Genomic DNA, 21,386 nt, shown 5'->3' with positions numbered 1-21,386 from the left:
TACGCATAACGCTCGATGTTCCGTCGCGCTTTCTGCACGGTATTCAGGCGTTTTTGCATCCTCCCTCGGCGGTCGGCCGGAACTCGCCGAAGCGCCCGCGCGTGCCTATCGCTCCGCGAGGGGAGATGTGTGTTTGCGCACAAAGGAGTGTCTTCGGAATGACGCGATTGCGTGTAACATCAATTCGATACGTTTTCGCCATCGCAGACTGGAGTTCCTCATGCGCAAGCCTCTCCTCGCCCTGACCTTGACCCTCGCCGCTACCGCCTCTTTCGCGCAATCGCCCAAGGATGCGGTGGACGCGCGCCAGGGCTATTTCGATCTGCTCGGCGCCCAGATGGCCGTGCTCGCGCCAATGGCGCAGGGCAAGACCGAGTTCGACGCGGCCAAGGCACAGACCGCCGCTGACAACATCGCGGCGCTCGCCAAGGTCGATATCCGTCCGCTCTTCGTCGAGGGCACCTCGGTCGACGATATGATGGAGACCCACGCGAAGTCGGAAATCTGGTCGAACATGGATCTCTTCGGGCAGAAGCTCGACGGTTTGCATCAGGCCGCGGCGGAGATGCCTGCCGCAGCGGGCAGCCTCGACACGCTTCAGCCGGCCGTCGGGAAACTCGGCGGCGCCTGCAAGAGCTGCCATGACGAGTTCCGCGCGAAGTAACACCTGATGAAAGACACTGCCGCCGCCCCCGCGAAGAAGACCGTCACGGTCTGGGATCCCGTCGTGCGCCTGTTCCACTGGCTTCTGGTACTGGCTTTTGCCGTTGCCTGGGGCCTGGGGGAGTGGGGGCCGAACCAGATGACATGGCATTTCTATGCGGGCTACGTCATCGCGGGACTGTTGGCGGTGCGTCTGATCTGGGGGTTCGTGGGGCCGCGCACGGCGCGGTTCTCGCACTTCCTCTATGGGCCCAAGGAGGTGGCGGATTATCTTCGCCACCTGCCATCCAAGGAAAGCTCCGACCATGTCGGGCATAATCCGCTTGGCGGCTGGTCTGTCGTCGTGATGCTGGGGCTTCTGATCGTGCAGGTCGTGACCGGGCTGACATCCGATCCGCAGGACTATATCAACGTCGGTCCGCTTGCGGGCTCCGTGCCCGAGAGCATCAGCACGAGCTGGGCGCCCAAGATTCACGAGCTTGTCTCGACCTTGCTGCTGATCGTGGTCGGCATCCATATCGCGGCCATCGTCTATTACCGGGCGTGGAAGGGCGTGAATCTCGTCAAGCCGATGATTACCGGCAAGAAAGAGGTGGGGGAGTAACCGCTCTCTTGACCGCCGCAGCGGGCGGGGCTAGCGCTCGCTCATGACGAGCAACGATCCCCATCAGAGCGCGCCGCCGCCCCAGTCGCAGAGCCAAGCGATGCCTCTCGCCCGCCATGTGCGGGCGATCTTCACTCTGGGCCTGCCGCTGATCGGCTCCAATCTCGCGCAGATGCTGCTCAACGTGACCGATACGGTGATGGTGGGCTGGTATGGCGTCGAGGCGCTGGCGGCGCTGGTGCTGGGCACCTCCTATTTCTTCTCTATCTTCATGCTGGGCAACGGGATCGCGCTGGCGGTGATGGGGCGCGTCTCGGCGAGTCTGGGCGCGGATGACGAGGTGCAGGCGCGGCGCGACACCCGAATGGGGATCTGGCTATCGATCCTGTTCGGCGTCGCGATGCTCCCGCTGTTCTGGAATTCCGGCGCGGTGCTGGAGCTGCTGGGTCAGAAGCCCGAGATCGCGGCGCTCGCACAGGATTACCTGCGCATCCTCGGCTTCGCGCTCGCGCCGGGGCTCGCGATGATGGTGATCCGGTCCTACCTGTCGGCGCAGGAGCGCACGGCGGTGCTGCTCTGGATCACGCTGGGGGCCGTTCTGCTGAACGCGGGCGTCAACTGGATCCTGATCTTCGGCAATTGGGGCGCGCCTGAACTGGGCGTGCGCGGTGCGGCGATCGCTTCGCTCAGCGCGATGGTGCTGAACCTCGTCGCGCAGGCGATCTATGCCGCGCGTGCGCCCGGACTGACTCATGTCCGGCTGTTCCAGCGCTTCTGGCGACCCGATTGGGAGGCGTTCTGGATCGTTGCGAAGATGGGGCTGCCGGTGGGGCTGACCTCCGTCGCGGAAGGCTCGATGTTCCAGGCCTCGGCGCTGATGATGGGCTGGATCGGCACGGTCGAACTGGCCGCGCACGGGATCGCGCTGCAGGTCTCCTCGATCACCTTCATGGTGCATGTCGGTCTCTCGAATGCAGCCACCGTGCGGGCAGGTCGGGCGCATGGGCGCCGTGATCCGCGCCTGCTGCGTGACGGGGCGTTGGCGGTGACGGGGATGTCGCTGGGCTTCGGTTTGCTGACGGTCGCGGTCTTCGTCTTCGCGGGGCCTTGGCTCACGCGCCTGTTTCTCGATGCGGACAACCCGGCCACGCCCGAGATCGTCCTCTACGGCGTTCGCTTTCTGATGGTCGCGGCGATCTTCCAGCTGTTCGACCTGATGCAGGTGATGGCTCTGGGACTGCTGCGTGGCGTGCAGGATACGCGCGTGCCGATGTGGATGGCGGTGGCGAGCTATTGGCTGATCGGCATCCCGGCCAGCTACTTTCTCGCCTTCACGCTGGATCTTGGCGGGGTGGGGCTGTGGTTCGGCCTCGTCCTCGGCCTCGCATCGGCGGGGGCGATGATGATGCGCCGGTTCTGGCGCGGTGCATGGCTGCATCCGCGCCCGGCAGCGGCTTAACGCACGCCAAGCCCCGCCTTCATCAACGTCTTGCGCACCGGTCCGAGCGAATAGAGCGCGCCCAAGACGCCCGCGCGCAGATCGCGCAGTGGCTGGGCCTCGACCATCGAGGCACGGTTGAGCAGATCGATCCCCACCTCGCGCGCCTTCACCTCCGGCCAGCGGCGACGGTGATAGGCGTCGAGCATCTTCGCCTCGCCTATATGCACCGGGTCTTCCTCGGCCAGCTTCAGAAGGCAGGCCAGATCGGCGAGGCTCATGTTCAGCCCCTGCGCGCCGATCGGCGGAATGACATGGGCGGCCTCGGCGATCAGGGCCACGCGCTGGCCCGAGAACCGATCCGCGATCTGCGTCATCATCGGCCAGACGGCGCGGCGGGTCGCCAGCTTCAGCGGCCCGAGAAGCCCGGTCGAGCGTTCCATGATCGCCGCTTCGAACGCTTCCGTGGGCAGCGCGGCGAGGCGCTCGGCCTCGGCGGCGCGCTCCATCCAGACGATCGCGGAAGACGGCTTGCCATCGCGGTCGGGCAGCGGCACCAGCGTGAACGGCCCACCCGAGCGGTGGATCTCGGTGGAGACGTTGTCATGCGGGATCGGGTGGGTGACAGCGAAGGCCAGTGCCTTCTGGCCGTAGCGGATCGTCTTTACGCCGAGGCCAGCCGCTTCGCGCACGAAGGAATTGCGGCCATCGGCCCCGATCACGAGACGGGCGCGCACATGGGTGCCGTCGGACAGCGTCACCTCGGCGCCGCTTTCGCGGGTCACGAGGCCAGTCGTCGCGATGCCGGGGCGGAAATCGACGAGCGGGTTATCGGCAAGGGCGGCCACCAGCTCGCGGCGCAGCAGCCAGTTCGGGAAGTTCCAGCCGAAGGGTTCGTCGGACAAGTCGGCTGCGTCGAAATCGCGGGTCAGCCGTGCGGTCGGGCTTTCGCCGCCCGCATCGACGATCCGCATGATCTGCAGCGGCGCGGCATAGGGCAGGAGCCGATCCCAGATTCCCGCCGCTTTCAGCACCTCCCGCGAAGGACGCAGGAACGCGGTCGAGCGCATATCCGCGCCCTCGGCTGCTTCTTCGGTGACCGGCGGCGTGGGATCGACGCAGATCGTGGTGAAGCCCGCCTGCCCGAAGGCCGCGGCTGCGGTCAGGCCGGCGACCCCGCCGCCGGAGATCAGGATATCGGTGTCGATGGGTGTGCGGGTCTCGGCCATGGGGCGCCTCCGTCAATGTCCGTGCCATTTTGCCCTCCTGCGCGGGCAGGTGCAATGATCCGCCGCTGGGATGCGACGTGGCGACACAGCGGAACGCGAGACGGCCCCGTGCAAATCCCGAAGGGGGAGCACAAAAAGAAACAGCCCGGATCGCGCGGATCCGGGCCGTGTTCGCCATGGGCGAGAATTCTTCGAATACGAGGTCAGCCGCCTGCGGTCATCACGACGAGGAGGGCGAGCATGATCCAAGTCGCGCCAACAGCCCAGAGGATGAGGCCACCGAGGCCCATGGTCACAACCATGCCAGCGGCCAGAGCCACGACGACAAGCGCGAGGGTGAACATGAAAGCAGGCGTAATCTGCTTGTGCTCGGTTTCGGAATGATTGGCCGCATAGGCCGAAACGCCGGAGTCGGCAGTCGTCATGGTCATATCGATTCTCCCGTTTGCTGTCTCCCTGACAGGCCCCCGTCACTTAAAGATGCATCGCGGACCGATAAAGACGCGAAGCCGTGCCATATTGTCGCAGAGTCGTCACTTTGCCTTCAATCGCGCGTGATCTCGCGGAGGAACCCGGCGAGATCGGCGGTGTGGTAGTGGATGTGATCCTCTGGCGCAGGGGCGGGGGCGACATGCACGGTCTTCATGCCGAGCGCGTGGGGATGGCGCAGGTTGCGGGCGTCGTCCTCGAACATAGCGCCGCGCGTGGGCTCGATCCCGGCCTGCGCGAATATCCGGTCGAAGGCTTCGCCGCGCGGCTTTGGATGAAACTCCGCATGCTCGACACCATAGACCCCGTCGAAAAGCCCGGTCAGCCCACGCGCCTCGATGACCCGTGTGGCATAGGGGGCCGAGCCGTTCGTGTAGACGATCTTGCGGCCCGGGAGCGCGTCGATGCCTTCGCGCAGCGCATCATCCTTGACCAAATGATCGAGTGAGATCTCGTGGACTTCGTGCAGATAGGGCGCCGGGTCGACGTCGTGCTCGTGCATCAGCCCGGCCAGCGTGGTGCCGTAAAGCTGCCAGTAGTGGTTGCGCAGGTGATCGGCCCGCGCCCGATCAACGCCCAGCGAGCGCATCACGAAATCGGTCATCTTCACCTCGATCTGGTCGAAGAGTCGCGCCTCCGGCGGGTAGAGCGTGTTGTCGAGATCGAACACCCAGGCGTCGACATGCGCGAACTCGGCAGCGAGGTCGCGGTCGGCGGGGGAGGCGGAGGCGGGGGCAGGCGCGGTGCTGTCTGTCATGGGCTGCAAGCTAAGTTGCGGGGCGCGCGGGTGCAATCTGCTTGTCACCGGGTGCGCGCCGCGCCTAATCTCTGGCAGATCTCGAAAGCAGGATGCATGCAAAAAGACGCCTACACTCTCATACTCGACGCCATCGACGAAGGCGTCTACCGCCCCGGGGACCGCTTGGTCGAATCCGAATTGGCGGAGCGGTTCGGAGTGTCACGCACCCCGGTGCGCGAGGCGTTGCAGCGGCTCGAAACCCAACAGATGCTGGCCCGCGACGGGCGTTCGCTCATCGTCGCCTCGCTCGATCACAACCAGTTGGCGGAGTTGTATGTCGTGCGCGCCGAATTGGAGGCGCTGGCGGCGCAGCTGGCTGCGAAACATGCGGCTCCCGAAGAGGTCCGGGTGCTGCAGAACATGATCGACGAAGATCGCGGCCAACTCGACGATCCGGAAGCGTTGAGCCGGGCCAACCGCCGGTTCCACCACCAAATTCACCTCGCCTCGCATAATCGTTACCTCGTCCAGCAGCTCGATCTTGTGCACCGCTCGATGGCGCTTCTCGCGACCACCTCTCTTGCGGTGAAGGGCCGGGGCGAGGCGGCGCTCGACGAGCATCAGGCGATTGTCGATGCGATCCGCGAGGGCAATGGCGACGCGGCGGCCTCGGCGCTGCGGGCCCACATCTCGCGCGCCTTCGAGACGCGCCTCACGCTCGACGCGGCGCATCACGGGACGGCGGGCCACTGGGCCGAGGCTCTCTGATTATCCGATAAGCGGTGCATGGGCCTCGCGTTGCGGGGGCGGGCGCGCCGATGCCTCTGCGGGGGCGATCTCGTCGCCGGGTCGGGCCTCCGACGCTGTCGCGTCACTGTCGTCGAAAATGCCGTGGCTCGTCTTGTCCCAGTAGAAGGGGCGCGCGATCAGTTCGTAGAGCGCCTTCCAGCCCGCCAGCGCGCCCAGCGGATAATAGAGGTGGAGCGTCGGGATCCATTTTATCAGGTTGCGATGCTCCGCCCCCCGGCAGGCCCAGGCAGAGGTCGTGATCGCGATCAACTCGGACAGAATGAAAGTCCCCATAACTAACGCGAAGACCGGGCCGGGCAGGGCGCTCGCGATCGGATGCCACAGCCCGAACAGCGCGAGCCAAAAGCTCCACAAGACCGGCGCCAGAACATATTGCGTGAGCGAGCCGAGGATCAGGATCTGCACGCCGAGAAAGCGTTTCGTGCCCAGATCGCGCCAGAGCTGCACCGGATCGCGCATATGCACCGCCCATGTCATCGCGTAGCCCTTGAGCCAGCGCGAGCGCTGTTTGACCCAAGGCAGGGCGCGGCAATTCGCCTCCTCGAAGGTGGCGGCAGCGATCAATTCGGTGCGGTAGCCGTGCCGCGCGAGACGTACGCCAAGATCGGCATCCTCGGTCACGTTATGCGCGTCCCAGCCGCCCAGCTCCTCCAGCGCGTCGCGGCGGAAGAAGAGGGTCGTTCCGCCCAAGGGCACGACGAAGCCGAGCCGCGCGAGCCCGGGCAGGAACATCCGGAACCACGTCGCATATTCCACAGTGAAACAGCGCGCGAGCCAATTGGTGCGCGGGTTGTAATAGTCGAGAACCCCTTGCAGGCAGGCCGTCTCGGGCGGGGCCGCGAGGAAGCGCTGGGCGACGATCTGCAGTTGATCCGGCTCGGGCGCGTCCTCGGCGTCCCAGACGCCGATCACCGAGCCGCGACAGAAGTTCAGCGCGTAGTTCAATGCGCGCGGCTTCGTCTTGATCGGCCCGTCCGGTACCGTGACCACCCGCATCCAGCGTGGCAGATCGGCGTTCGCAAGAGCCGCACGGGTCATCGTGTCGCTGTGTTCGATGACGAGGATCACATCGATCAATTCGCGCGGATAGCGCAGCTTGCCGAGCCGCGAGACGAGCCGCGCCGCGATGTCGGCCTCGCGAAACAGCGGGACCATCACCGAGATGATCGGCAGCCGCCCTTTCGGCGCGCCCCGGGTGAGTGCGTCGGGGCTGGGCTTGCGTTGTTCGGTGATCTCGCTCGCAAAGGCTGCGAGCTTGAGCGCCATCGAACCCACGAGCGTCAGCATCACCCACCCGAAGAAAAGCCCGAGAAGCAGGTTGGGCGCAAGCAACATTCCGAGCCCGGTCACCGCGACGAGCCCCGCCGCGATCCGGCTGGCGCGCCGTTCGTTATGGTTGCGGCAGCTCTCGACCGGGTCGACCTTGATCTCGGCGTGTCGGATCAGCGCGGTCTCGCGGCATGTGAGCAGGCTGTCATGCACGCAGCGTTCCGCGGCCAGTACGAGCCTGTAGGGCGCATGGCACGTGGGTAGCGAAGCCTGTAGAGCCTCGAAATCCTCGGGCCGTGCGGTCGCGATGAGGGTGACGCCGCCGACGCGCCGCCAGGGAACCATCGCGTGCTTCAGGCAAAGCTCAGGTCCGATGGCATCGATGAGGCGAGGATCGGGCGGCTCCTCTTGCAGGTCGACGACCGAGGCATGTCGTTGTTCAGCCAAAGCGGCCATCAGATCGGTCTCGTGTACCCAGCCATTCGCGAGAAGGATATCACCAAGCCTTACATCTTCGCGCTGCCGAAGCGCCGAGGCCGTGAGCAGATCGGCCGGATCGACCGCGTCCCGATCCAGCAGGATTTCTCCCAGAGGTGGGCGCGCGGCGCGGCCGGCGTGTCGTTTTGGCTTGGCATCAAGGCTGCGCCGTCTGAGCGGAGAAATGGAATTCGCGATTGGATTGGTCAGCAGCAGCGGCGCCGGTTTGGCGTCAGTCGCTGGTGTTTTGAAAAGCTTTTGCCGCGCGCCCATGCCAAACCTCGCATCTGTCCTTGAAGGCAGGATGCGAGCGTTTGATTAATAGGCAGTTAACCTCAGTTCCGAGCCTATAGTCGCCGGAAGCGCGTTACGACTTGCGCGCGCGCATCGCAGTCGCGAAGCGCTCGAACAGGTAGTAGCTGTCCTGCGGGCCAGGGCTCGCCTCGGGGTGATACTGCACCGAGAAGACCGGGCGATCGGCCATCGCAATACCGCAGTTCGAGCCGTCGAACAGCGAGACATGGGTCTCGGTCACACCCTTGGGCAGGGTCTGGCTGTCGACCGCGAAACCGTGGTTCATCGAGGTGATCTCGACCTTGCCGGTGGTCAGGTCCTTCACCGGGTGGTTCGCCCCGTGGTGTCCGTGGTTCATCTTGACGGTCTTCGCGCCAAGGGCGAGCGCCAGCATCTGGTGGCCGAGGCAGATACCGAAGACCGGCAGCTCGGTTTCCAGAACGCCCTTGATCATCGGTACGGCATATTCTCCGGTCGCTGCCGGATCGCCCGGACCGTTTGACAGGAAGACCCCATCGGGTTCAAGCGCGAGCACGTCCTCGGCCGTCGCGGTGGCAGGCAGCACGGTCACGTCGCAGCCAGCCGAGGCCAGGCAGCGCAGGATGTTGCGCTTCGCGCCGTAGTCGATCGCGACCACTTTCAGGTCGTTGCCTTCGGCTTTCTTGTAACCCTCGGGCCAGGCCCACCGCATCTCGTCCCAGCGGTAGCTTTGCGCACAGGTCACGTCTTTCGCGAGATCGAGCCCTTCGAGCCCGGACCATTCGCGGGCCTTGCGTACCAGCGCCTCGATGTCGAAGACCCCGTCGGGGTTGTAGGCGATCGCGACATGCGGCGCGCCTTGCTGGCGGATTTCGCGGGTGAGGCGGCGAGTGTCGATGCCGCCGATGCCGATGCGACCGCGCTTCTCCAGCCACTCGACCAGAGTCTCGGCGGCGCGCCAGTTCGACGGCTCGGTCGGGTCCCATTTCACCACCATTCCGGCGGCAACGGGATCGTTGGTTTCGTCATCTTCCGGGTTCACGCCGGTATTGCCGATATGGGGGAAGGTGAAGGTCACGACCTGGCCCGCATAGGAGGGGTCGGTCATGATTTCCTGATAGCCGGTCATCGACGTGTTGAAGACCAGTTCGGCCACTGTCTCGCCCGGGCGGCCGAAGCCCTTCCCGTAGAACAGCGAGCCATCAGCGAGTGCGATCAATGCAGTGGGCTTTTCCGATGCGGACTGGCTTGCAGGCATGGCGCGACTCCCCGATGTCAAAATTCGCCGGAACCTAGACGCGCTGGGCGCGGGGGTCAAGAGGGCACGAGATAATTGCGAATTGCTTATTTATCAACAACTTGCAAGAGTTGTGCGCGTTTCGCAATACCGCTATTCTGGCGCCTTCACGGAAGTAGGGACACGATGTGATGCAAATGCGCGACAAGATCGCCGCCGCGTTGAAAACGGCGATGAAGGAAAAGGATCAGGAGCGGCTCTCGACGCTGCGGCTGGTCAATGCCGCCATCAAGGACCGCGAGATCGCGATGCGTGCCGAAGGCGAGGGCGAGGGCACTGTCGGCGACGCCGAAGTGCTTGCGATCATGGGAAAGATGGTGAAGCAGCGTCAGGAAAGCGCGCGTGCCTATGAAGAGGGCGGGCGACTGGAACTGGCCGAGAAGGAACAGGCCGAGATCCGCGTGATCGAGGAATTCCTGCCGCGCCAGTTGACCGAAGACGAGGTGAATGCTGCCATCGAAGCGGCCATCGCGAAACTCGGTGCGGATTCGATTCGCGACATGGGCCGCGTGATGGGTGAGCTGAAAGGCCAATACACCGGACAGATGGATTTCTCGAAGGCGGGCCCGATGGTGAAGGATCGCCTCGCCTCGTGATCGGCGGCTGCCTTCGCTGGCCGGGAACAACGCCCCCTCGTGGGGCGTTTTCTTTTGCGCATTTTTGAAAGGAGGCGGCGATGCCGGCACAATCGAAGGCACAGCAGAAAGCTGCGGGCGCGGCGCTTGCCGCCAAGCGCGGCGAGATGAAGGTGGGCGATCTTCAGGGCGCCTCGAAGGAAATGTATGACAGCATGTCCGAGAGCGAGCTCGACGATATCGCGAGCACCAAGCGCAAGGATCTTCCGGACAGCAAGGACGACTGATCTGTCCGCTTGCTGCGGGGATCAGGAGGGCAGCGGCGCACGCGCGGCTGCGAGCCGGATCACCAGTTCGCGGTGCAGTCGTTGCCGTTCCTCGGGCGTGAGGAAAGCACCGATCTCGACCTCGCGCGGGCCGCCTCGCAGGGTCAGGTAGGCTGCGACCGGCCCGCCTTTTCCGTGAAGATCGACCTGTACCCAATGTGGATTCGCCGCCCAGTCGCGCGACGGCTTGCCCGGTTCGTGGCGGATAAGGTGCAGCTCGGGCCCGTTGAATGTCAGGATCTCGAGCACTTCGCCCGTGCGATAGCTGTGCGAGATCGCCCACCACACCCCCGCGATGGCGAGCGCGATGAAGGGCAAGAGCCCCCAAAGCTCCACGTGACCCAGCAGTGAAAGTAGCGGCAGGCTGACCATGACGACGGTCGCCGCGATGAAGAAGACGAAACCTTTACGCGGCAGGGAGCGGTAGGGCCACAGATGCAATTGATCGGGCAGGGGCGCAGCCTCGGAGCGGGGCGCCTCCATGGTTTGGCCTTCGGTATCCGTCCAGCGATAGGGCATGATCCGCCCGGTCCTTCCTGCAACCTTTCGCCCTTTTGCAAACGGCCCCGGATCGCTCCGGGGCCGTTCTCGTTATCAGGAGATGTAGATCACTAGTGCGCGTGTGCGTGATCCCAATCCTCGCGCTTCGGGAGCTCTTCGAAAGTGTGCTCCGGCGGCGGGGAGGGCAGGGTCCACTCCAGCGTATCGGCATACTCGTTCCAGTAGTTGTTCTCGGTGACGCGCTTACCCTTGAACAGGGTGTAGAACACGATGCCGAGGAAGAACACGAAGCTGGCGAACGAGATAAACGCACCGATCGAGCTGACGAAGTTCCAGGTGGCGAAGGCCTCCGGGTAGTCGATGTAGCGGCGCGGCATGCCCTGACGGCCGAGGAAGTGCTGCGGGAAGAAGATCAGGTTGGACCCGATGAACATCATCCAGAAGTGCAGCTTGCCGGCCCATTCCGGGTATTGGCGCCCCGACATCTTGCCGATCCAGAAGTAGACGCCGGCGAAGATCGCGAACACCGCCCCCAGCGACATCACGTAGTGGAAGTGCGCCACGACGTAATAGGTGTCGTGGTAGACGCGGTCGAGCGGGGCTTGGCTGAGCACCACGCCGGTCACGCCGCCGATAGTGAACAGGAACAGGAAACCGATCGCCCAGAGCATCGGTGTCTTGAACTCGATCGAGCCGCCCCACATCGTCGCGATCCAGCTGAACACCTTCACGCCGGTTGGCACCGCGATCACCATCGTCGCCACCATGAAGTAGCTCTGCTGGGTCAGCGACAGGCCGACCGTGTACATGTGGTGCGCCCAGACGACGAAGCCCAGAACACCGATCGCCACCATCGCATAGACCATCGGCAGGTAGCCGAAGACCGGCTTACGCGAGAAGGTCGCGATGACGTGGCTGATGATGCCGAAGCCCGGCAGGATGATGATGTAGACCTCAGGGTGTCCGAAGAACCACAGGATGTGCTGGTACAGGATCGGATCGCCGCCACCCGACGGATCGAAGAAGGTGGTGCCGAAGTTGCGGTCCATCAGCAGCATGGTGATCGCGCCTGCCAGAACCGGCAGCGAGAGCAGGATCAGCCAGGAGGTCACGAAGATCGACCAGGCGAAGAGCGGCACCTTGTGCAGCGTCATGCCCGGCGTGCGCATGTTGAGGAAGGTCGTGATCATGTTGATCGCGCCAAGGATCGAACTGGCGCCCGAGACGTGCACGGCGAAGATCGCGAGGTCCATGGAATAACCGCCCTCGTGGACCGATAGCGGCGGGTAGAGCACCCAGCCCACGCCCGAGCCCGAGCCGCCACCGCCACCCGGCGCCAGCAGCGAGGCGATCCCGAGCGAGGTGCCCGCGACATAGAGCCAGTAGCTGAGGTTGTTCATCCGCGGAAAGGCCATGTCCGGCGCGCCGATCTGGAGCGGCATGAAGTAGTTGCCGAAGCCCCCGAACAGCGCCGGGATGACGACGAAGAACATCATCAGGACGCCGTGATAGGTAATCATCACGTTCCAGAGGTGCCCGTCGGGGGTGCATTCCTCAGCCGAAGCGATGAAGCGCGCGCCTTCGGCGCACATGTATTGCACGCCCGGCTCCATCAGCTCGAGGCGCATGTAAACTGTGAACAGGACCGAGATCAGCCCCACCGCGCCTGCGGTGAAGAGATACAAGATCCCGATATCCTTGTGATTGGTCGACATGAACCAGCGGGTAAAGAACCCGCGCGACTCATGTGCGCCCTCGCCGTGAACGGCTGCGTCCGCCATAGTGATCTCCCATTTCTCCCGACAGACCCGGGTCTCCCGTCCCTTTGGGTCTGAATGTCGGGAGGTTATGAAGATTTGGAGGGCAGGGCAAGAATTCAGCACACGCTGCCGTGAAAAAATGTCGCAGCTCTGTCAGGTGTGAGTGATCCGTGATCTCGCGCCCTTGGCACGCGGAGCGCGGGCTGAGACCGCCCCGCGCGACAGTTGCGAATCCGCGACGCGGCTCACAAAAAAGCGGACCCTCGAAAGGGTCCGCCAACGAACGCGTGATATGTTCGTTTCGCGATCAGGACTCGGGCGCGTCGGGCGACACTTCTTCCGAGCCGAGATAGGCCGCAATGTCTTCCTGGTTCTTGCGCTGCTTGTAGGCCATGCCGGATTTCGCCTTGGGATCGCCGGTTTGTTCCTCGAGGAACTTCGTGGGATCGGTGATGTATTCGGCGAGCAGCTCTTCGGTCCAGACGGCGCCGGTTTCGGCGTATTCCTTGATCCCGTCCTTGTATTTATAGCCATCGACGGATGCGACCTTGCGGCCGATGACATTGTAGAGGTTCGGGCCGACCTTGCCGCCTTTGAAGATCGCCGTGCCATCGGGGGCGACGATCGAGTGACAGGCCTTGCACCGTTTGAATTCGTCTTTGCCTTTCTCGACGTCCTGCGCGAGCGCGGGGCCCGCAACGGCGACGGCGGTGATCATGGCAATAAGGCTGAGTTTCATCGCGTCTTCCTTGTTGGTTTTGAGTTAAAGCTCGAGCCCTCCCGACCCGGCTTTCACAGGGCAGTCACGCTGCCTTGAAGGGCGTTCTAACATGCATGATTGCCTATGTGTCCACTAAACTTCCGAGGTCGCATTTAGTTTACTCACGAAAATGCGACTGAATGTCGCACGCAGCGCGACGTCAAGATCGGCCATTCCCACCGGCAGGCCGAGGTCGACGAGGCTGGTGACCCCGTGCTCGCGAATCCCGCAAGGGACGATTCCGTCGAAATGCGAAAGATCGGGCTCCACGTTGATCGAGATGCCGTGGAAGCTGACCCATTTGCGCAGCTTCACTCCAATCGCGGCGATCTTGTCTTCGCGCAGGCTGCCGTCTGCCGCCTTCGGTTTGTCGGGACGTTGCACCCAGACGCCGACGCGGCCGTCGCGAATTTCGCCTTTCACGTTGAATTCGTCGAGCGCGGCGATCACCCAGTCTTCGAGCTGGCGCACGAAGCAGCGCACGTCGCGCCCGCGCTTGTTCAGGTCGAGCATGACATAGGCGACGCGCTGGCCGGGCCCGTGATAGGTGTACTGACCGCCGCGCCCGGCCTCGAAGACGGGGAAACGGTCGGGATCGACAAGGTCTTCACGCTTGGCGGAGGTGCCGGCCGTGTAGAGCGGCGGATGCTCGAGCAGCCAGATCATCTCCTCGGCTTCGCCTGCGGCGATCTTGGCGACGCGGTCTTCCATGAAGGTAAGTGCCTCGTCGTACGGGACCGGGCTGTCACTTACGCGCCATTCCACCATTTCTTAACCTCACCCGCCGGAATTCCTCACCCGACGTCAATAATTCTTGCCACATCACCGATTCGGAGCGCAAACTTTACCTATTGGTAAGGTCGCGCACCCCCCGCGCCGGTCACATTCCGACCGGTCCTGTCGTGCAGAAACATGGAATTTGCGGGGCAACAGGCAAGACCGGAAGTCATTTGATTGGAGGGTTCAGGAATGAAACACAAGTTCGTTCTGGCGGGTCTTGCGCTCGCCGTCGCTACGGGCGGACCGGCCACGCCAGCATTGGCGGGCGGTTCGGATATCGTCGGCGGGGTGATCGGAGGGATCATCGGCGGCGCGATCGTGAACGAGGCCAACCGCCAGCCGCGTACGGTCACCAAGCGCACCTATTACAAGAAGCCGACCATGTCGTCGGCGCAGCGCGAGGCCAACCGCGAAGTGCAGGTCTCGCTCAACCACTTCGGATGGAATGTCGGCACTCCGGACGGGGTGCTGGGGCGCAACTCGCGCGCGGGCATCTCGCAATATCAGGCCTTCATGGATTTCCCGATCACGGGAGAACTGACCGATATTCAGCGCAGCATCCTCACCACCGCCTATCAGAAGGCGAGCCTTGGCGGTTCGGCGGTTGCGCAGACGATCTCGACCCATCCGCAGGGGATGCGCGGACTGCTGATGCAGACGCGCGACCAGATGCTGGGCACCGGAGATGCGACCTATGCCGGCAACTCGATCGGTGGTTTGCCGCCGCAGATTTCCGAGGCCGTGTTCGAGATCGCGCGCAGCTCCAATGTCGAACCGCAGCAGTTGATGGCGCGGTCGGGCTTCGTGCAGCTGGCCGATCTGAACAATGACGGTCGAACCGATTACCTGCTCGACACCTCGGTGCTGGGGCCGGGCTTCTGGTGCAACGACAAGAGCTGCGCGGTGCGGGTCTTCGCCTCGACGCCGAGCGGCTTCTCGCGCAACGATTTCCAAGCCTATAACGCGACGCCTGCCATGTTTACCTGTCAGGCGGGGGCCTGTCAGAAGATTGGAGCGAACGTTCAGAACAACGCGCCGGTGACAGCCGCAGCGCCTGCGCCAGCTCCTGCCCCTGCTGCGCCGTCTTTCTCGACGCAGATGGCGTCGCAGCCGGCGCCTGCGATGCCGTCCTTCGTTGCGCCCGCGCCGGTTGCCGAACCGGTGCCGGTGTCGCTTGCGTCTTTCTGTTCGAAGACCAGTCTCGTCACCTCGTCGAATGGCGGCTTCGTCACGGAGGCCTCGCTGACCGATCCGGGGCAGGCTCTGGGCGAGCAGTTCTGCCTCGCGCGCGGGTACGCGCTCGATGAAGGTGCGGCGCTGGAGGCCAAGATCGGCGGCTTCACCCCCGAGCAGATCGCTGCGCAATGCCGCGATTTCGGGGCGCTTCTGTCCGAGCAGGTGGCCGCCGTCGGCAGCACCCCGCGCGAGGCGACGCTCGCAAAGGTCAAGAGCTTCATCGCCGGTTCGGGCATGAGCCCGGCGCAGCTGTCGGGCACCGCGAAGGTCTGCCTGTCGGTCGGCTACCGCACCGACGACATGGAGGTGGCGCTGGGATCGGCGCTGGTTCTGGGTGGTCTGGGCGAGGGAGCCTATGACGAGCTTGTCGGCCATCACCTTATGCAGGGAATCGGCACCGCCGAGCGCCCCGATCTCGCGATGGATTGGTACGAGAATGCGCTTTCGGCGCAGCCGGTCTTCGCGCCCGCACAGCCCGAGCGTAGCGGTCTCATCCGCAAGGCGGCCCTGATGATGAACGGCCGCGCCGATGCGTCGTCGGCGCCGAAGCCCGCGATGGCCCTGCCAAGCTTTGCCGCGAAAGCGGCAGAGCTCGTGGAAACCGCGGCGCCGCAATAACCTATCGCTTGCGCAGGCCGGGACCGCCCGGCCTGTCGCGACGGCAAGAGCGTGAATGAGAAAAATTCTCGCCAATCCCGAAATACCCCCTTTTCATCCCCCAAGCCTTTGGCTAATACGCGCCACACCAAGCCTGGACAGTGCGGTCGTGGCGGAATTGGTAGACGCGCAGCGTTGAGGTCGCTGTGGGGTAACTCCCGTGGAAGTTCGAGTCTTCTCGACCGCACCATCCCTCTCCCTAGGAGAGATCTGACTGACCCGACGCGGGTTATCCCCCAGATCAAGTTCACCGTGACACGTCGAAGATGCATGTGCATCTTCGCACGGCAGATTTTTGGCGGTTTTCATTATCTTCCAGAGGCTTGGTTCGCTTTGGAGGGCGGCGTGCGCTCGGTTCAGGGCTCGGTTGGCGCTCTTGCTGATCCCGTTCCTCGACAGCGGCTTACGCTGAGCGAGGATCGCATGACCTGCCACATCACCGGAATCGTCATATCCCCGAGGGCACGATCAGCGCCAATTGTACGGTCAGCTTCGAGCGGCTCGGCGGAATCGTCACGAGCGTCGAGCAGGGGGGGGGCGCAGCGCGGGGGCCTCGGATCGTCTCGGCATAGATTGACGCGAATGGCGCGTTCGTGAGCGATCTCCCCGCGGGCGTCTTTGCGCGAGTCGGGTGGCTACGCGGATAGCACAGTTTCCGCCACTCGATCCGGCGGGGTCGCCGCAGCTTTACGCGATGGGAATCTCCGTGCGTCACGAAAGGCATCCGGCTCTCGACGCCGCGCGGTCCGCGCCGGGTCGAGAGCCTGCAACCGGGCGACCTTGTCACCACGCTGGATGACGGCCCGTAGCCGGTTCTATGGTGCGCGCACCGCCGGTTCGGGGCAGAAGCGCTCGCTGCCAATCCGCGGCTGCGTCCGGTCCGACTGCAGCCCGGCGCGTTCAGTAATCGCCGGGCGCTCGTCCTATACGCGCAACATTTCGTCTGGCTGCTGCTGCCACGTCATACCTTGGTCAAGGCCTAAGGCGCGTGGGTCGAAGGCTTTTGGACCGGGCCGCTGGCGCTACCTGCGCTGCCCTCCTTCGACCTGGCCCTCTGTTGCGCGCGCGACCCGATCTGGCCGAGGTCCATTTCCTCGGCGCGGCGCTTAATACGGTCTATGGTCCGCGTGTCCGGTCATGGTGACGCAGCGGCAATTTTACCGCTCCAAATGCAAGTCTTGGTCGCTCCTTGCGCGACAGGTGACGCAAAACGGCAATTTTTCGGGCGAATCCGTGCTGTGATAGCCCTGTGACGCGGGTTTTTGATTTCCGGGTTGAAAAACGGAAGTGCCCTTGCTTTAGTCACATGCACGGGAAATGACCAACGACAAAAAACAACGGGGAGCCCGCTTTGAACAACGCAGCTAGCGGCGATGGATTCGTCGTATTCGACCGCGTGCAGAAGAGCTATGACGGCGAAACGCTCGTCGTGAAAAATCTCAATCTCTCGATCGGCAAGGGTGAGTTTCTAACGATGCTCGGCCCGTCTGGATCCGGAAAAACGACCTGCCTTATGATGCTTGCAGGTTTCGAGACCGCCACGAATGGCGAGATACGCCTCGACGGCCAGAACATCAACATGGTGCCTCCGCACAAGCGTGGCATCGGCATGGTGTTCCAGAACTACGCACTCTTTCCTCACATGACCGTAGGCGAGAATCTCGCCTTCCCGCTCGAAGTGCGGGGCATGGGCAAGGATGAGCGCGAAACCAAGATCAAGCGTGCGCTGGACATGGTGCAGATGGGGAGCTTCATCCATCGCCGTCCGGCGCAGCTTTCAGGCGGTCAGCAGCAGCGGATCGCACTGGCGCGCGCGCTGGTGTTTGACCCCGAGCTGGTCCTGATGGACGAACCGCTCGGTGCGCTCGACAAGCAGCTTCGCGAACATATGCAGTTCGAGATCAAGCACCTGCACGAAAGCCTCGGGATTACCGTGGTTTACGTCACCCACGATCAGGGCGAGGCGCTGACCATGTCGGACCGCGTCGCTGTGTTCAACGACGGGCGCATCCAGCAGCTCGCACCGCCGGATGAACTCTACGAGCGCCCGCAGAACAGCTTCGTCGCGCAGTTCATCGGCGAGAACAACAAGCTTCCGGGCAAGGTCGAGACGCTGAACGGCGACACCTGCACGGTGCGACTCGAGAATGGCGAGATCATCGACGCGACGGCGGTCAACATCCGCGAGGCGGGGCAGGAGACGCTGGTCTCGATCCGCCCCGAGCGGGTCGAATTCAAGCCCGAGATGATGCCTTCGGGCGCCCATACGATCACCGCGGACGTACTCGAAGTGATCTACATGGGGGACATACTGCGCACCCGGATGAAGGTCGCGGGATCGCGGGAATTCGTCATGAAATCGCGCAACACGCTCGATCAGGTGCGACTGACGGAAGGCCAGACGGTCAAGATCGGCTGGCACCCGCAGGACGCGCGCGCGCTCGATCTCTGAGAATGCGGAGTGTGCGGACCAAGCTCCGCACGCTCCGATCTGCCGCAACACGCGGCCAAGCGGCGAAAACGCCGCAAAACCACAAAAGCTCAACCAACTGGGAGTAAAACCAAGATGAAAAAAGCTATGATCCTGAGCACGGCGCTCGTCGGCCTCGTGGCCGGGGCGGCGCAGGCCGAGCAAGTCACTGTCCTGTCCTGGGGCGGGGCCTACGAAAAGAGCCAGGTCGAGGCCTATAACAAGCCCTTCACCGAGGCGACCGGCATCGACGTGAACATGGAAGCCGCCGACAACCCCGGCACCCCGATCAAGGCGCAGGTCGAGGCGAACAACGTCTCGGTCGACGTGGCCGACGTCGAGAAGTCCGACGCGATCCGCCTGTGCGACGAAGGTCTGCTCGAGCCGATCGACGCCGACACCGACCTCGCCGCCGCCCCCGACGGCACCCCAGCGAGCGAGGACTTCATCGATGGCTCCTTCACCGATTGCGGCGTCGCCAACATCGTCTGGTCGACCGTGATGTCCTACAATGCGGACAAGGTCGACGGCACGCCGACCTCGATCGCCGATTTCTTCGACACCGCGAAATACCCGGGTAAGCGCGGGCTGCGCAAGTCGGCGAAAGGCACGCTCGAAGTGGCGCTGATGGGCGCAGGCGTTCCGGCCGCGGACGTCTACAAGGTGCTCGGCACCCCCGAGGGCGTCGACAAGGCCTTCGCCGAGCTCGACAAGATCAAGAGCGATGTCGTGTGGTGGGATGCCGGCGCGCAGCCGCCGCAGCTGCTGGCCGATGGCGAAGTGGTGATGTCGACCGCCTATAACGGCCGTATCTTCAACGCCGAGGTCGCCGAGGGCCAGCCCTTCAAGATCGTCTGGGATGGCCAGCTTCTGGACTTCGACTTCTTCGTGATCCCGAAAGGGGCGCCGCATATGGAAGCCGCGAAGAAATATTTGAAGTTCGCGACCGAGACCCAGCAGCTCGCCAATCAGGCGAAGTGGATCTCCTACGGTCCGGCGCGCAAGTCCTCGGCTCCGTTGGTCGGCATGTATCAGGACGGCAAGACCAAGATGGGCCCGCATATGCCCACCGCGCCTGAGAACATGTCGAACGCTCTGGTCAATGACTCGGAGTTCTGGGCGGACCACGACACCGAACTGAGCGAGCGCTTCAACGCCTGGCTCGCTGGCTAAGTCCTGCGAGGGTCGCGCGGCATTCCGCCGCGCGGCCCGACCTGTTCGATGTCAGGAGCCCCGTGGATGTCAATCTTCCGGTCGTCTCTGGCCAGCTTGTGCCTCGGCCTTTGTCTGTCGCTGTCCGTCACCTTGCCCGCACGAGCGGATGAAGATGCGGTGGTCGGCTACGAGACCGGCGATACGCAGATGAACATGGCGATCGGCCAAGCCCGCGCGACTTATGAAACTGTCTTCATTCCCGCGGTGCGCTCCCGGTCCGGCTCGCGTTTCATGCTCAAGGCAGGGATCGATACCCCCGCCAATGGCCTCGAACATATCTGGATCGCGCCGATTTCGATCTCCGCGCAGAAAATCACCGGCACGTTGATGAACGAGCCCGTGCATTTCAAGGCGCATGCAGGAGACGAGATTACCTTCGCGCCGAACCAGATTTCCGACTGGAGCTTCCGACGCGAAGGCAAGCTCCACGGTAACTATACGACGCGGGTGATGCTGCCCGATATTCCCGCCGAGCAAGCCGCGAAACTGCGCGCGCAGCTCGCCCCGCTGCCCTGAGGGGCCAAGGAGACACGATGAGCGACGCAACGATGGATGCGAGCCTAAACGGCCCTGAACCAACACAGTTGAAGACCGCCGACGGGCTGCCGCTGAAGGTCGCCCTCGCGAAATCGCAGGCCCGCGCGAAACGCCGCGCCTTCCTGCTGGTCGCGCCTCTGTTCCTTTTTGTCCTGATCACCTTCGTGGTCCCGATCGGGCAGATGCTGCTGCAATCGGTCTATAACGACGGCTTCTCGAAGAATGCGCCGGCGCTTGGGCAATGGTTCGACGCGCATCCGCTGGGCTCGCCCATCGACGAGAGCGCCTATGCGGCGCTCGCCTCGGACCTCAAGCAGATGAAGGAAAACCGGACGCAGGGCGAGGCGGGGACGCGGATCAACTATGACGTCGCGGGCACGCGCTCGCTCTTCACCTCGACCGCGCGCAAGATCGAACGTCTCGAGCCGCCATGGAAAGAGGCCATCCTCGGCGTGGACGAGGGGTGGAGCGATCCGAACCTGTGGCGGGCGATGCGCTCTGCCTCGAGCCCCTATACGGTGGATTTCTACCTCGCCGCGATGGATCACAGCCGCGACAAGGACAACAATATCGTGCCGGTCGATCCGCAGCGCGCGATCTACGGCAAGCTGTTCACCCGCACCGCGATCCTGTCTCTGGTGATCACCGTGCTGTGCATGATCCTCGCCTTCCCGATCGCGCATCTTCTGGCCTCGCTGCCGCTGGCGAAATCCAATCTTCTGATGATCTTCGTGCTGCTGCCCTTCTGGACCTCGCTGCTGGTGCGGACGACCTCGTGGATGGTGCTCCTGCAGCAGCAGGGCGTGATCAACGATCTGCTCGTCTGGTCGGGCCTGATCGGCAACGATAACCGGCTGGAGATGATGTATAACCAGACCGGCACGATCGTTGCGATGACCCACATCCTGCTGCCCTTCATGGTGCTGCCGCTCTACTCGGTCATGCGGACCATCCCGCCGAGCTATGTCCGCGCGGCCCGCAGCCTTGGGGCCACCTCGTGGACCGCTTTCCGCCGCATCTACCTGCCGCAGACGCTGCCGGGGATCGGGGCAGGGGCGCTTCTCGTGTTCATCCTCTCGGTCGGCTACTACATCACCCCCGCCCTTGTCGGTGGTGCAGACGGTCAGCTGATCTCGAACATGATCGCCTTCCACATGCAGAAATCGCTCAACTGGTCGCTCGCGGCAGCACTCGCCTCGATGCTGCTGGGCGGCGTCATCATCCTCTACTGGCTCTATGACCGGCTGGTGGGCATCGACAACATGAAGCTGGGCTGAGGAG

Annotated in this window: 21 protein-coding genes, 1 tRNA gene and 1 pseudogene; 14 read left to right on the top strand and 9 right to left on the bottom strand. The window is 63.7% G+C overall.

Annotated features, from left to right (window positions below; all coding sequences use genetic code 11):
* The first annotated feature begins 220 nt into the window (after positions 1–220).
* The 3 genes from B6V76_RS07200 (at position 221) to B6V76_RS07190 (ending at position 2,726) form a co-directional block, all read left to right on the top strand.
* Positions 221–664: a cytochrome c gene (locus tag B6V76_RS07200; protein WP_075776266.1), complete on the top strand. Its 444-nt coding sequence runs from the start codon at positions 221–223 to the stop codon at positions 662–664.
* 6 nt (positions 665–670) lie between these two features.
* Positions 671–1,267, top strand: coding sequence for a cytochrome b/b6 domain-containing protein (locus tag B6V76_RS07195; protein WP_088719120.1), 597 nt, complete (start codon positions 671–673; stop codon positions 1,265–1,267).
* Between the two features lie 100 nt (positions 1,268–1,367).
* On the top strand, positions 1,368–2,726 hold the full coding sequence (locus B6V76_RS07190) for an MATE family efflux transporter (RefSeq protein ID WP_088727196.1): 1,359 nt from the start codon (positions 1,368–1,370) through the stop codon (positions 2,724–2,726).
* On the opposite strand, the gene B6V76_RS07185 is transcribed toward B6V76_RS07190, so the two are convergent.
* The 3 genes from B6V76_RS07185 to B6V76_RS07175 form a co-directional block, all read right to left on the bottom strand.
* On the bottom strand, positions 2,723–3,934 hold the full coding sequence (locus B6V76_RS07185; protein ID WP_088727048.1) for a UbiH/UbiF family hydroxylase: 1,212 nt from the start codon (positions 3,932–3,934) through the stop codon (positions 2,723–2,725). The genes B6V76_RS07190 and B6V76_RS07185 overlap by 4 nt on opposite strands.
* A 203-nt stretch (positions 3,935–4,137) precedes the next feature.
* Complete coding sequence (locus tag B6V76_RS07180; protein ID WP_075776263.1) at positions 4,138–4,365, bottom strand: hypothetical protein; 228 nt, start codon at positions 4,363–4,365, stop codon at positions 4,138–4,140.
* Between the two features lie 113 nt (positions 4,366–4,478).
* On the bottom strand, positions 4,479–5,180 hold the full coding sequence (locus B6V76_RS07175; protein ID WP_088727047.1) for a pyrimidine 5'-nucleotidase: 702 nt from the start codon (positions 5,178–5,180) through the stop codon (positions 4,479–4,481).
* A gap of 96 nt (positions 5,181–5,276) precedes the next feature.
* Between B6V76_RS07175 and B6V76_RS07170 the strand changes: the two genes are divergently transcribed.
* Positions 5,277–5,930 (top strand): GntR family transcriptional regulator, encoded by a 654-nt coding sequence (locus tag B6V76_RS07170; RefSeq protein WP_075776261.1) that lies wholly within the window; start codon positions 5,277–5,279, stop codon positions 5,928–5,930.
* Here the strand turns inward: B6V76_RS07170 and B6V76_RS07165 are convergent, their stop codons facing one another.
* Positions 5,931–7,697 (bottom strand): glycosyltransferase, encoded by a 1,767-nt coding sequence (locus B6V76_RS07165; RefSeq protein ID WP_240497818.1) that lies wholly within the window; start codon positions 7,695–7,697, stop codon positions 5,931–5,933. It lies immediately after the preceding gene.
* Between B6V76_RS07165 and B6V76_RS20135 the strand changes: the two genes are divergently transcribed.
* Positions 7,671–8,015, top strand: a complete 345-nt coding sequence (locus B6V76_RS20135) for a hypothetical protein (RefSeq protein ID WP_240497817.1) — start codon at positions 7,671–7,673, stop codon at positions 8,013–8,015. The two genes, B6V76_RS07165 and B6V76_RS20135, sit on opposite strands and share 27 nt — an antisense overlap.
* Before the next feature lie 70 nt (positions 8,016–8,085).
* On the opposite strand, the gene carA is transcribed toward B6V76_RS20135, so the two are convergent.
* A complete protein-coding gene (gene carA / locus B6V76_RS07160; protein ID WP_088719116.1) occupies positions 8,086–9,249 on the bottom strand; it encodes a glutamine-hydrolyzing carbamoyl-phosphate synthase small subunit in 1,164 nt (387 codons plus the stop codon).
* 170 nt (positions 9,250–9,419) lie between these two features.
* Between carA and B6V76_RS07155 the strand changes: the two genes are divergently transcribed.
* Together B6V76_RS07155 and B6V76_RS07150 are read left to right on the top strand one after the other, a co-directional pair.
* A complete protein-coding gene (locus B6V76_RS07155) occupies positions 9,420–9,884 on the top strand; it encodes a GatB/YqeY domain-containing protein (RefSeq protein ID WP_075776259.1) in 465 nt (154 codons plus the stop codon).
* Between the two features lie 80 nt (positions 9,885–9,964).
* On the top strand, positions 9,965–10,150 hold the full coding sequence (locus B6V76_RS07150; protein WP_075776258.1) for a DUF3008 family protein: 186 nt from the start codon (positions 9,965–9,967) through the stop codon (positions 10,148–10,150).
* A gap of 21 nt (positions 10,151–10,171) precedes the next feature.
* On the opposite strand, the gene B6V76_RS07145 is transcribed toward B6V76_RS07150, so the two are convergent.
* From B6V76_RS07145 to lipB, 4 genes are all read right to left on the bottom strand, one after another.
* The gene (locus B6V76_RS07145) at positions 10,172–10,708 is read right to left on the bottom strand and encodes a DUF2244 domain-containing protein (protein WP_088719115.1); all 537 of its coding nucleotides are present in this window, start codon (positions 10,706–10,708) and stop codon (positions 10,172–10,174) included.
* Between the two features lie 92 nt (positions 10,709–10,800).
* Positions 10,801–12,471, bottom strand: coding sequence for a cytochrome c oxidase subunit I (gene ctaD, locus B6V76_RS07140; protein ID WP_075776256.1), 1,671 nt, complete (start codon positions 12,469–12,471; stop codon positions 10,801–10,803).
* A gap of 286 nt (positions 12,472–12,757) precedes the next feature.
* On the bottom strand, positions 12,758–13,189 hold the full coding sequence (locus tag B6V76_RS07135) for a c-type cytochrome (RefSeq protein WP_075776255.1): 432 nt from the start codon (positions 13,187–13,189) through the stop codon (positions 12,758–12,760).
* Positions 13,190–13,303: 114 nt separating this feature from the next.
* Positions 13,304–13,978, bottom strand: coding sequence for a lipoyl(octanoyl) transferase LipB (lipB, locus tag B6V76_RS07130; protein WP_088727045.1), 675 nt, complete (start codon positions 13,976–13,978; stop codon positions 13,304–13,306).
* A 201-nt stretch (positions 13,979–14,179) separates the two neighbouring features.
* Here lipB and B6V76_RS07125 point away from each other — a divergent pair, with 201 nt between their 5' ends.
* The 7 genes and pseudogenes from B6V76_RS07125 (at position 14,180) to B6V76_RS07095 (ending at position 21,382) form a co-directional block, all read left to right on the top strand.
* The gene (locus B6V76_RS07125; RefSeq protein ID WP_088727044.1) at positions 14,180–15,844 is read left to right on the top strand and encodes a peptidoglycan-binding domain-containing protein; all 1,665 of its coding nucleotides are present in this window, start codon (positions 14,180–14,182) and stop codon (positions 15,842–15,844) included.
* A gap of 142 nt (positions 15,845–15,986) precedes the next feature.
* Positions 15,987–16,073: transfer RNA gene (locus B6V76_RS07120), tRNA-Leu, on the top strand.
* 475 nt (positions 16,074–16,548) lie between these two features.
* A pseudogene (locus B6V76_RS20130) lies at positions 16,549–16,866 on the top strand (Hint domain-containing protein).
* 368 nt (positions 16,867–17,234) lie between these two features.
* Positions 17,235–18,335 (top strand): ABC transporter ATP-binding protein, encoded by a 1,101-nt coding sequence (locus tag B6V76_RS07110; protein ID WP_088727043.1) that lies wholly within the window; start codon positions 17,235–17,237, stop codon positions 18,333–18,335.
* 114 nt (positions 18,336–18,449) lie between these two features.
* Positions 18,450–19,526 carry an ABC transporter substrate-binding protein gene (locus B6V76_RS07105; RefSeq protein WP_088727042.1) on the top strand — a complete coding sequence of 359 codons (1,077 nt, stop codon included), beginning with the start codon at positions 18,450–18,452 and terminating at the stop codon, positions 19,524–19,526.
* A 66-nt stretch (positions 19,527–19,592) separates the two neighbouring features.
* Positions 19,593–20,084: a DUF2314 domain-containing protein gene (locus B6V76_RS07100; protein WP_166504561.1), complete on the top strand. Its 492-nt coding sequence runs from the start codon at positions 19,593–19,595 to the stop codon at positions 20,082–20,084.
* Positions 20,085–20,101: 17 nt separating this feature from the next.
* Complete coding sequence (locus B6V76_RS07095) at positions 20,102–21,382, top strand: ABC transporter permease (RefSeq protein ID WP_088719110.1); 1,281 nt, start codon at positions 20,102–20,104, stop codon at positions 21,380–21,382.
* The last annotated feature ends 4 nt before the right edge of the window (positions 21,383–21,386 follow it).

Origin of the sequence: Thioclava sp. IC9 (assembly GCF_002213225.1) — a bacterium.
GTDB lineage: Bacteria > Pseudomonadota > Alphaproteobacteria > Rhodobacterales > Rhodobacteraceae > Thioclava > Thioclava nitratireducens.
The sequence above is the reverse complement of the archived record's forward strand: the minus strand, read 5'-3'. Positions and strand labels throughout refer to the sequence as shown.

Coding starts and splice junctions, on each gene's coding strand:
- B6V76_RS07190 (WP_088727196.1), top strand. CDS start 1,368: ATGCCTCTCGCCCGCCATGTGCGGGCGATCTTCACTCTGGGCCTGCCG.
- B6V76_RS07150 (WP_075776258.1), top strand. CDS start 9,965: ATGCCGGCACAATCGAAGGCACAGCAGAAAGCTGCGGGCGCGGCGCTT.
- B6V76_RS07125 (WP_088727044.1), top strand. CDS start 14,180: ATGAAACACAAGTTCGTTCTGGCGGGTCTTGCGCTCGCCGTCGCTACG.
- carA (WP_088719116.1), bottom strand. CDS start 9,249: ATGCCTGCAAGCCAGTCCGCATCGGAAAAGCCCACTGCATTGATCGCA.
- B6V76_RS07200 (WP_075776266.1), top strand. CDS start 221: ATGCGCAAGCCTCTCCTCGCCCTGACCTTGACCCTCGCCGCTACCGCC.
- B6V76_RS07155 (WP_075776259.1), top strand. CDS start 9,420: ATGCAAATGCGCGACAAGATCGCCGCCGCGTTGAAAACGGCGATGAAG.
- lipB (WP_088727045.1), bottom strand. CDS start 13,978: ATGGTGGAATGGCGCGTAAGTGACAGCCCGGTCCCGTACGACGAGGCA.
- B6V76_RS07135 (WP_075776255.1), bottom strand. CDS start 13,189: ATGAAACTCAGCCTTATTGCCATGATCACCGCCGTCGCCGTTGCGGGC.
- B6V76_RS07105 (WP_088727042.1), top strand. CDS start 18,450: ATGAAAAAAGCTATGATCCTGAGCACGGCGCTCGTCGGCCTCGTGGCC.
- B6V76_RS07145 (WP_088719115.1), bottom strand. CDS start 10,708: ATGCCCTATCGCTGGACGGATACCGAAGGCCAAACCATGGAGGCGCCC.
- B6V76_RS07170 (WP_075776261.1), top strand. CDS start 5,277: ATGCAAAAAGACGCCTACACTCTCATACTCGACGCCATCGACGAAGGC.
- B6V76_RS07185 (WP_088727048.1), bottom strand. CDS start 3,934: ATGGCCGAGACCCGCACACCCATCGACACCGATATCCTGATCTCCGGC.
- B6V76_RS20135 (WP_240497817.1), top strand. CDS start 7,671: ATGTCGTTGTTCAGCCAAAGCGGCCATCAGATCGGTCTCGTGTACCCA.
- B6V76_RS07175 (WP_088727047.1), bottom strand. CDS start 5,180: ATGACAGACAGCACCGCGCCTGCCCCCGCCTCCGCCTCCCCCGCCGAC.
- ctaD (WP_075776256.1), bottom strand. CDS start 12,471: ATGGCGGACGCAGCCGTTCACGGCGAGGGCGCACATGAGTCGCGCGGG.
- B6V76_RS07180 (WP_075776263.1), bottom strand. CDS start 4,365: ATGACCATGACGACTGCCGACTCCGGCGTTTCGGCCTATGCGGCCAAT.
- B6V76_RS07195 (WP_088719120.1), top strand. CDS start 671: ATGAAAGACACTGCCGCCGCCCCCGCGAAGAAGACCGTCACGGTCTGG.
- B6V76_RS07165 (WP_240497818.1), bottom strand. CDS start 7,697: ATGGCCGCTTTGGCTGAACAACGACATGCCTCGGTCGTCGACCTGCAA.
- B6V76_RS07100 (WP_166504561.1), top strand. CDS start 19,593: ATGTCAATCTTCCGGTCGTCTCTGGCCAGCTTGTGCCTCGGCCTTTGT.
- B6V76_RS07095 (WP_088719110.1), top strand. CDS start 20,102: ATGAGCGACGCAACGATGGATGCGAGCCTAAACGGCCCTGAACCAACA.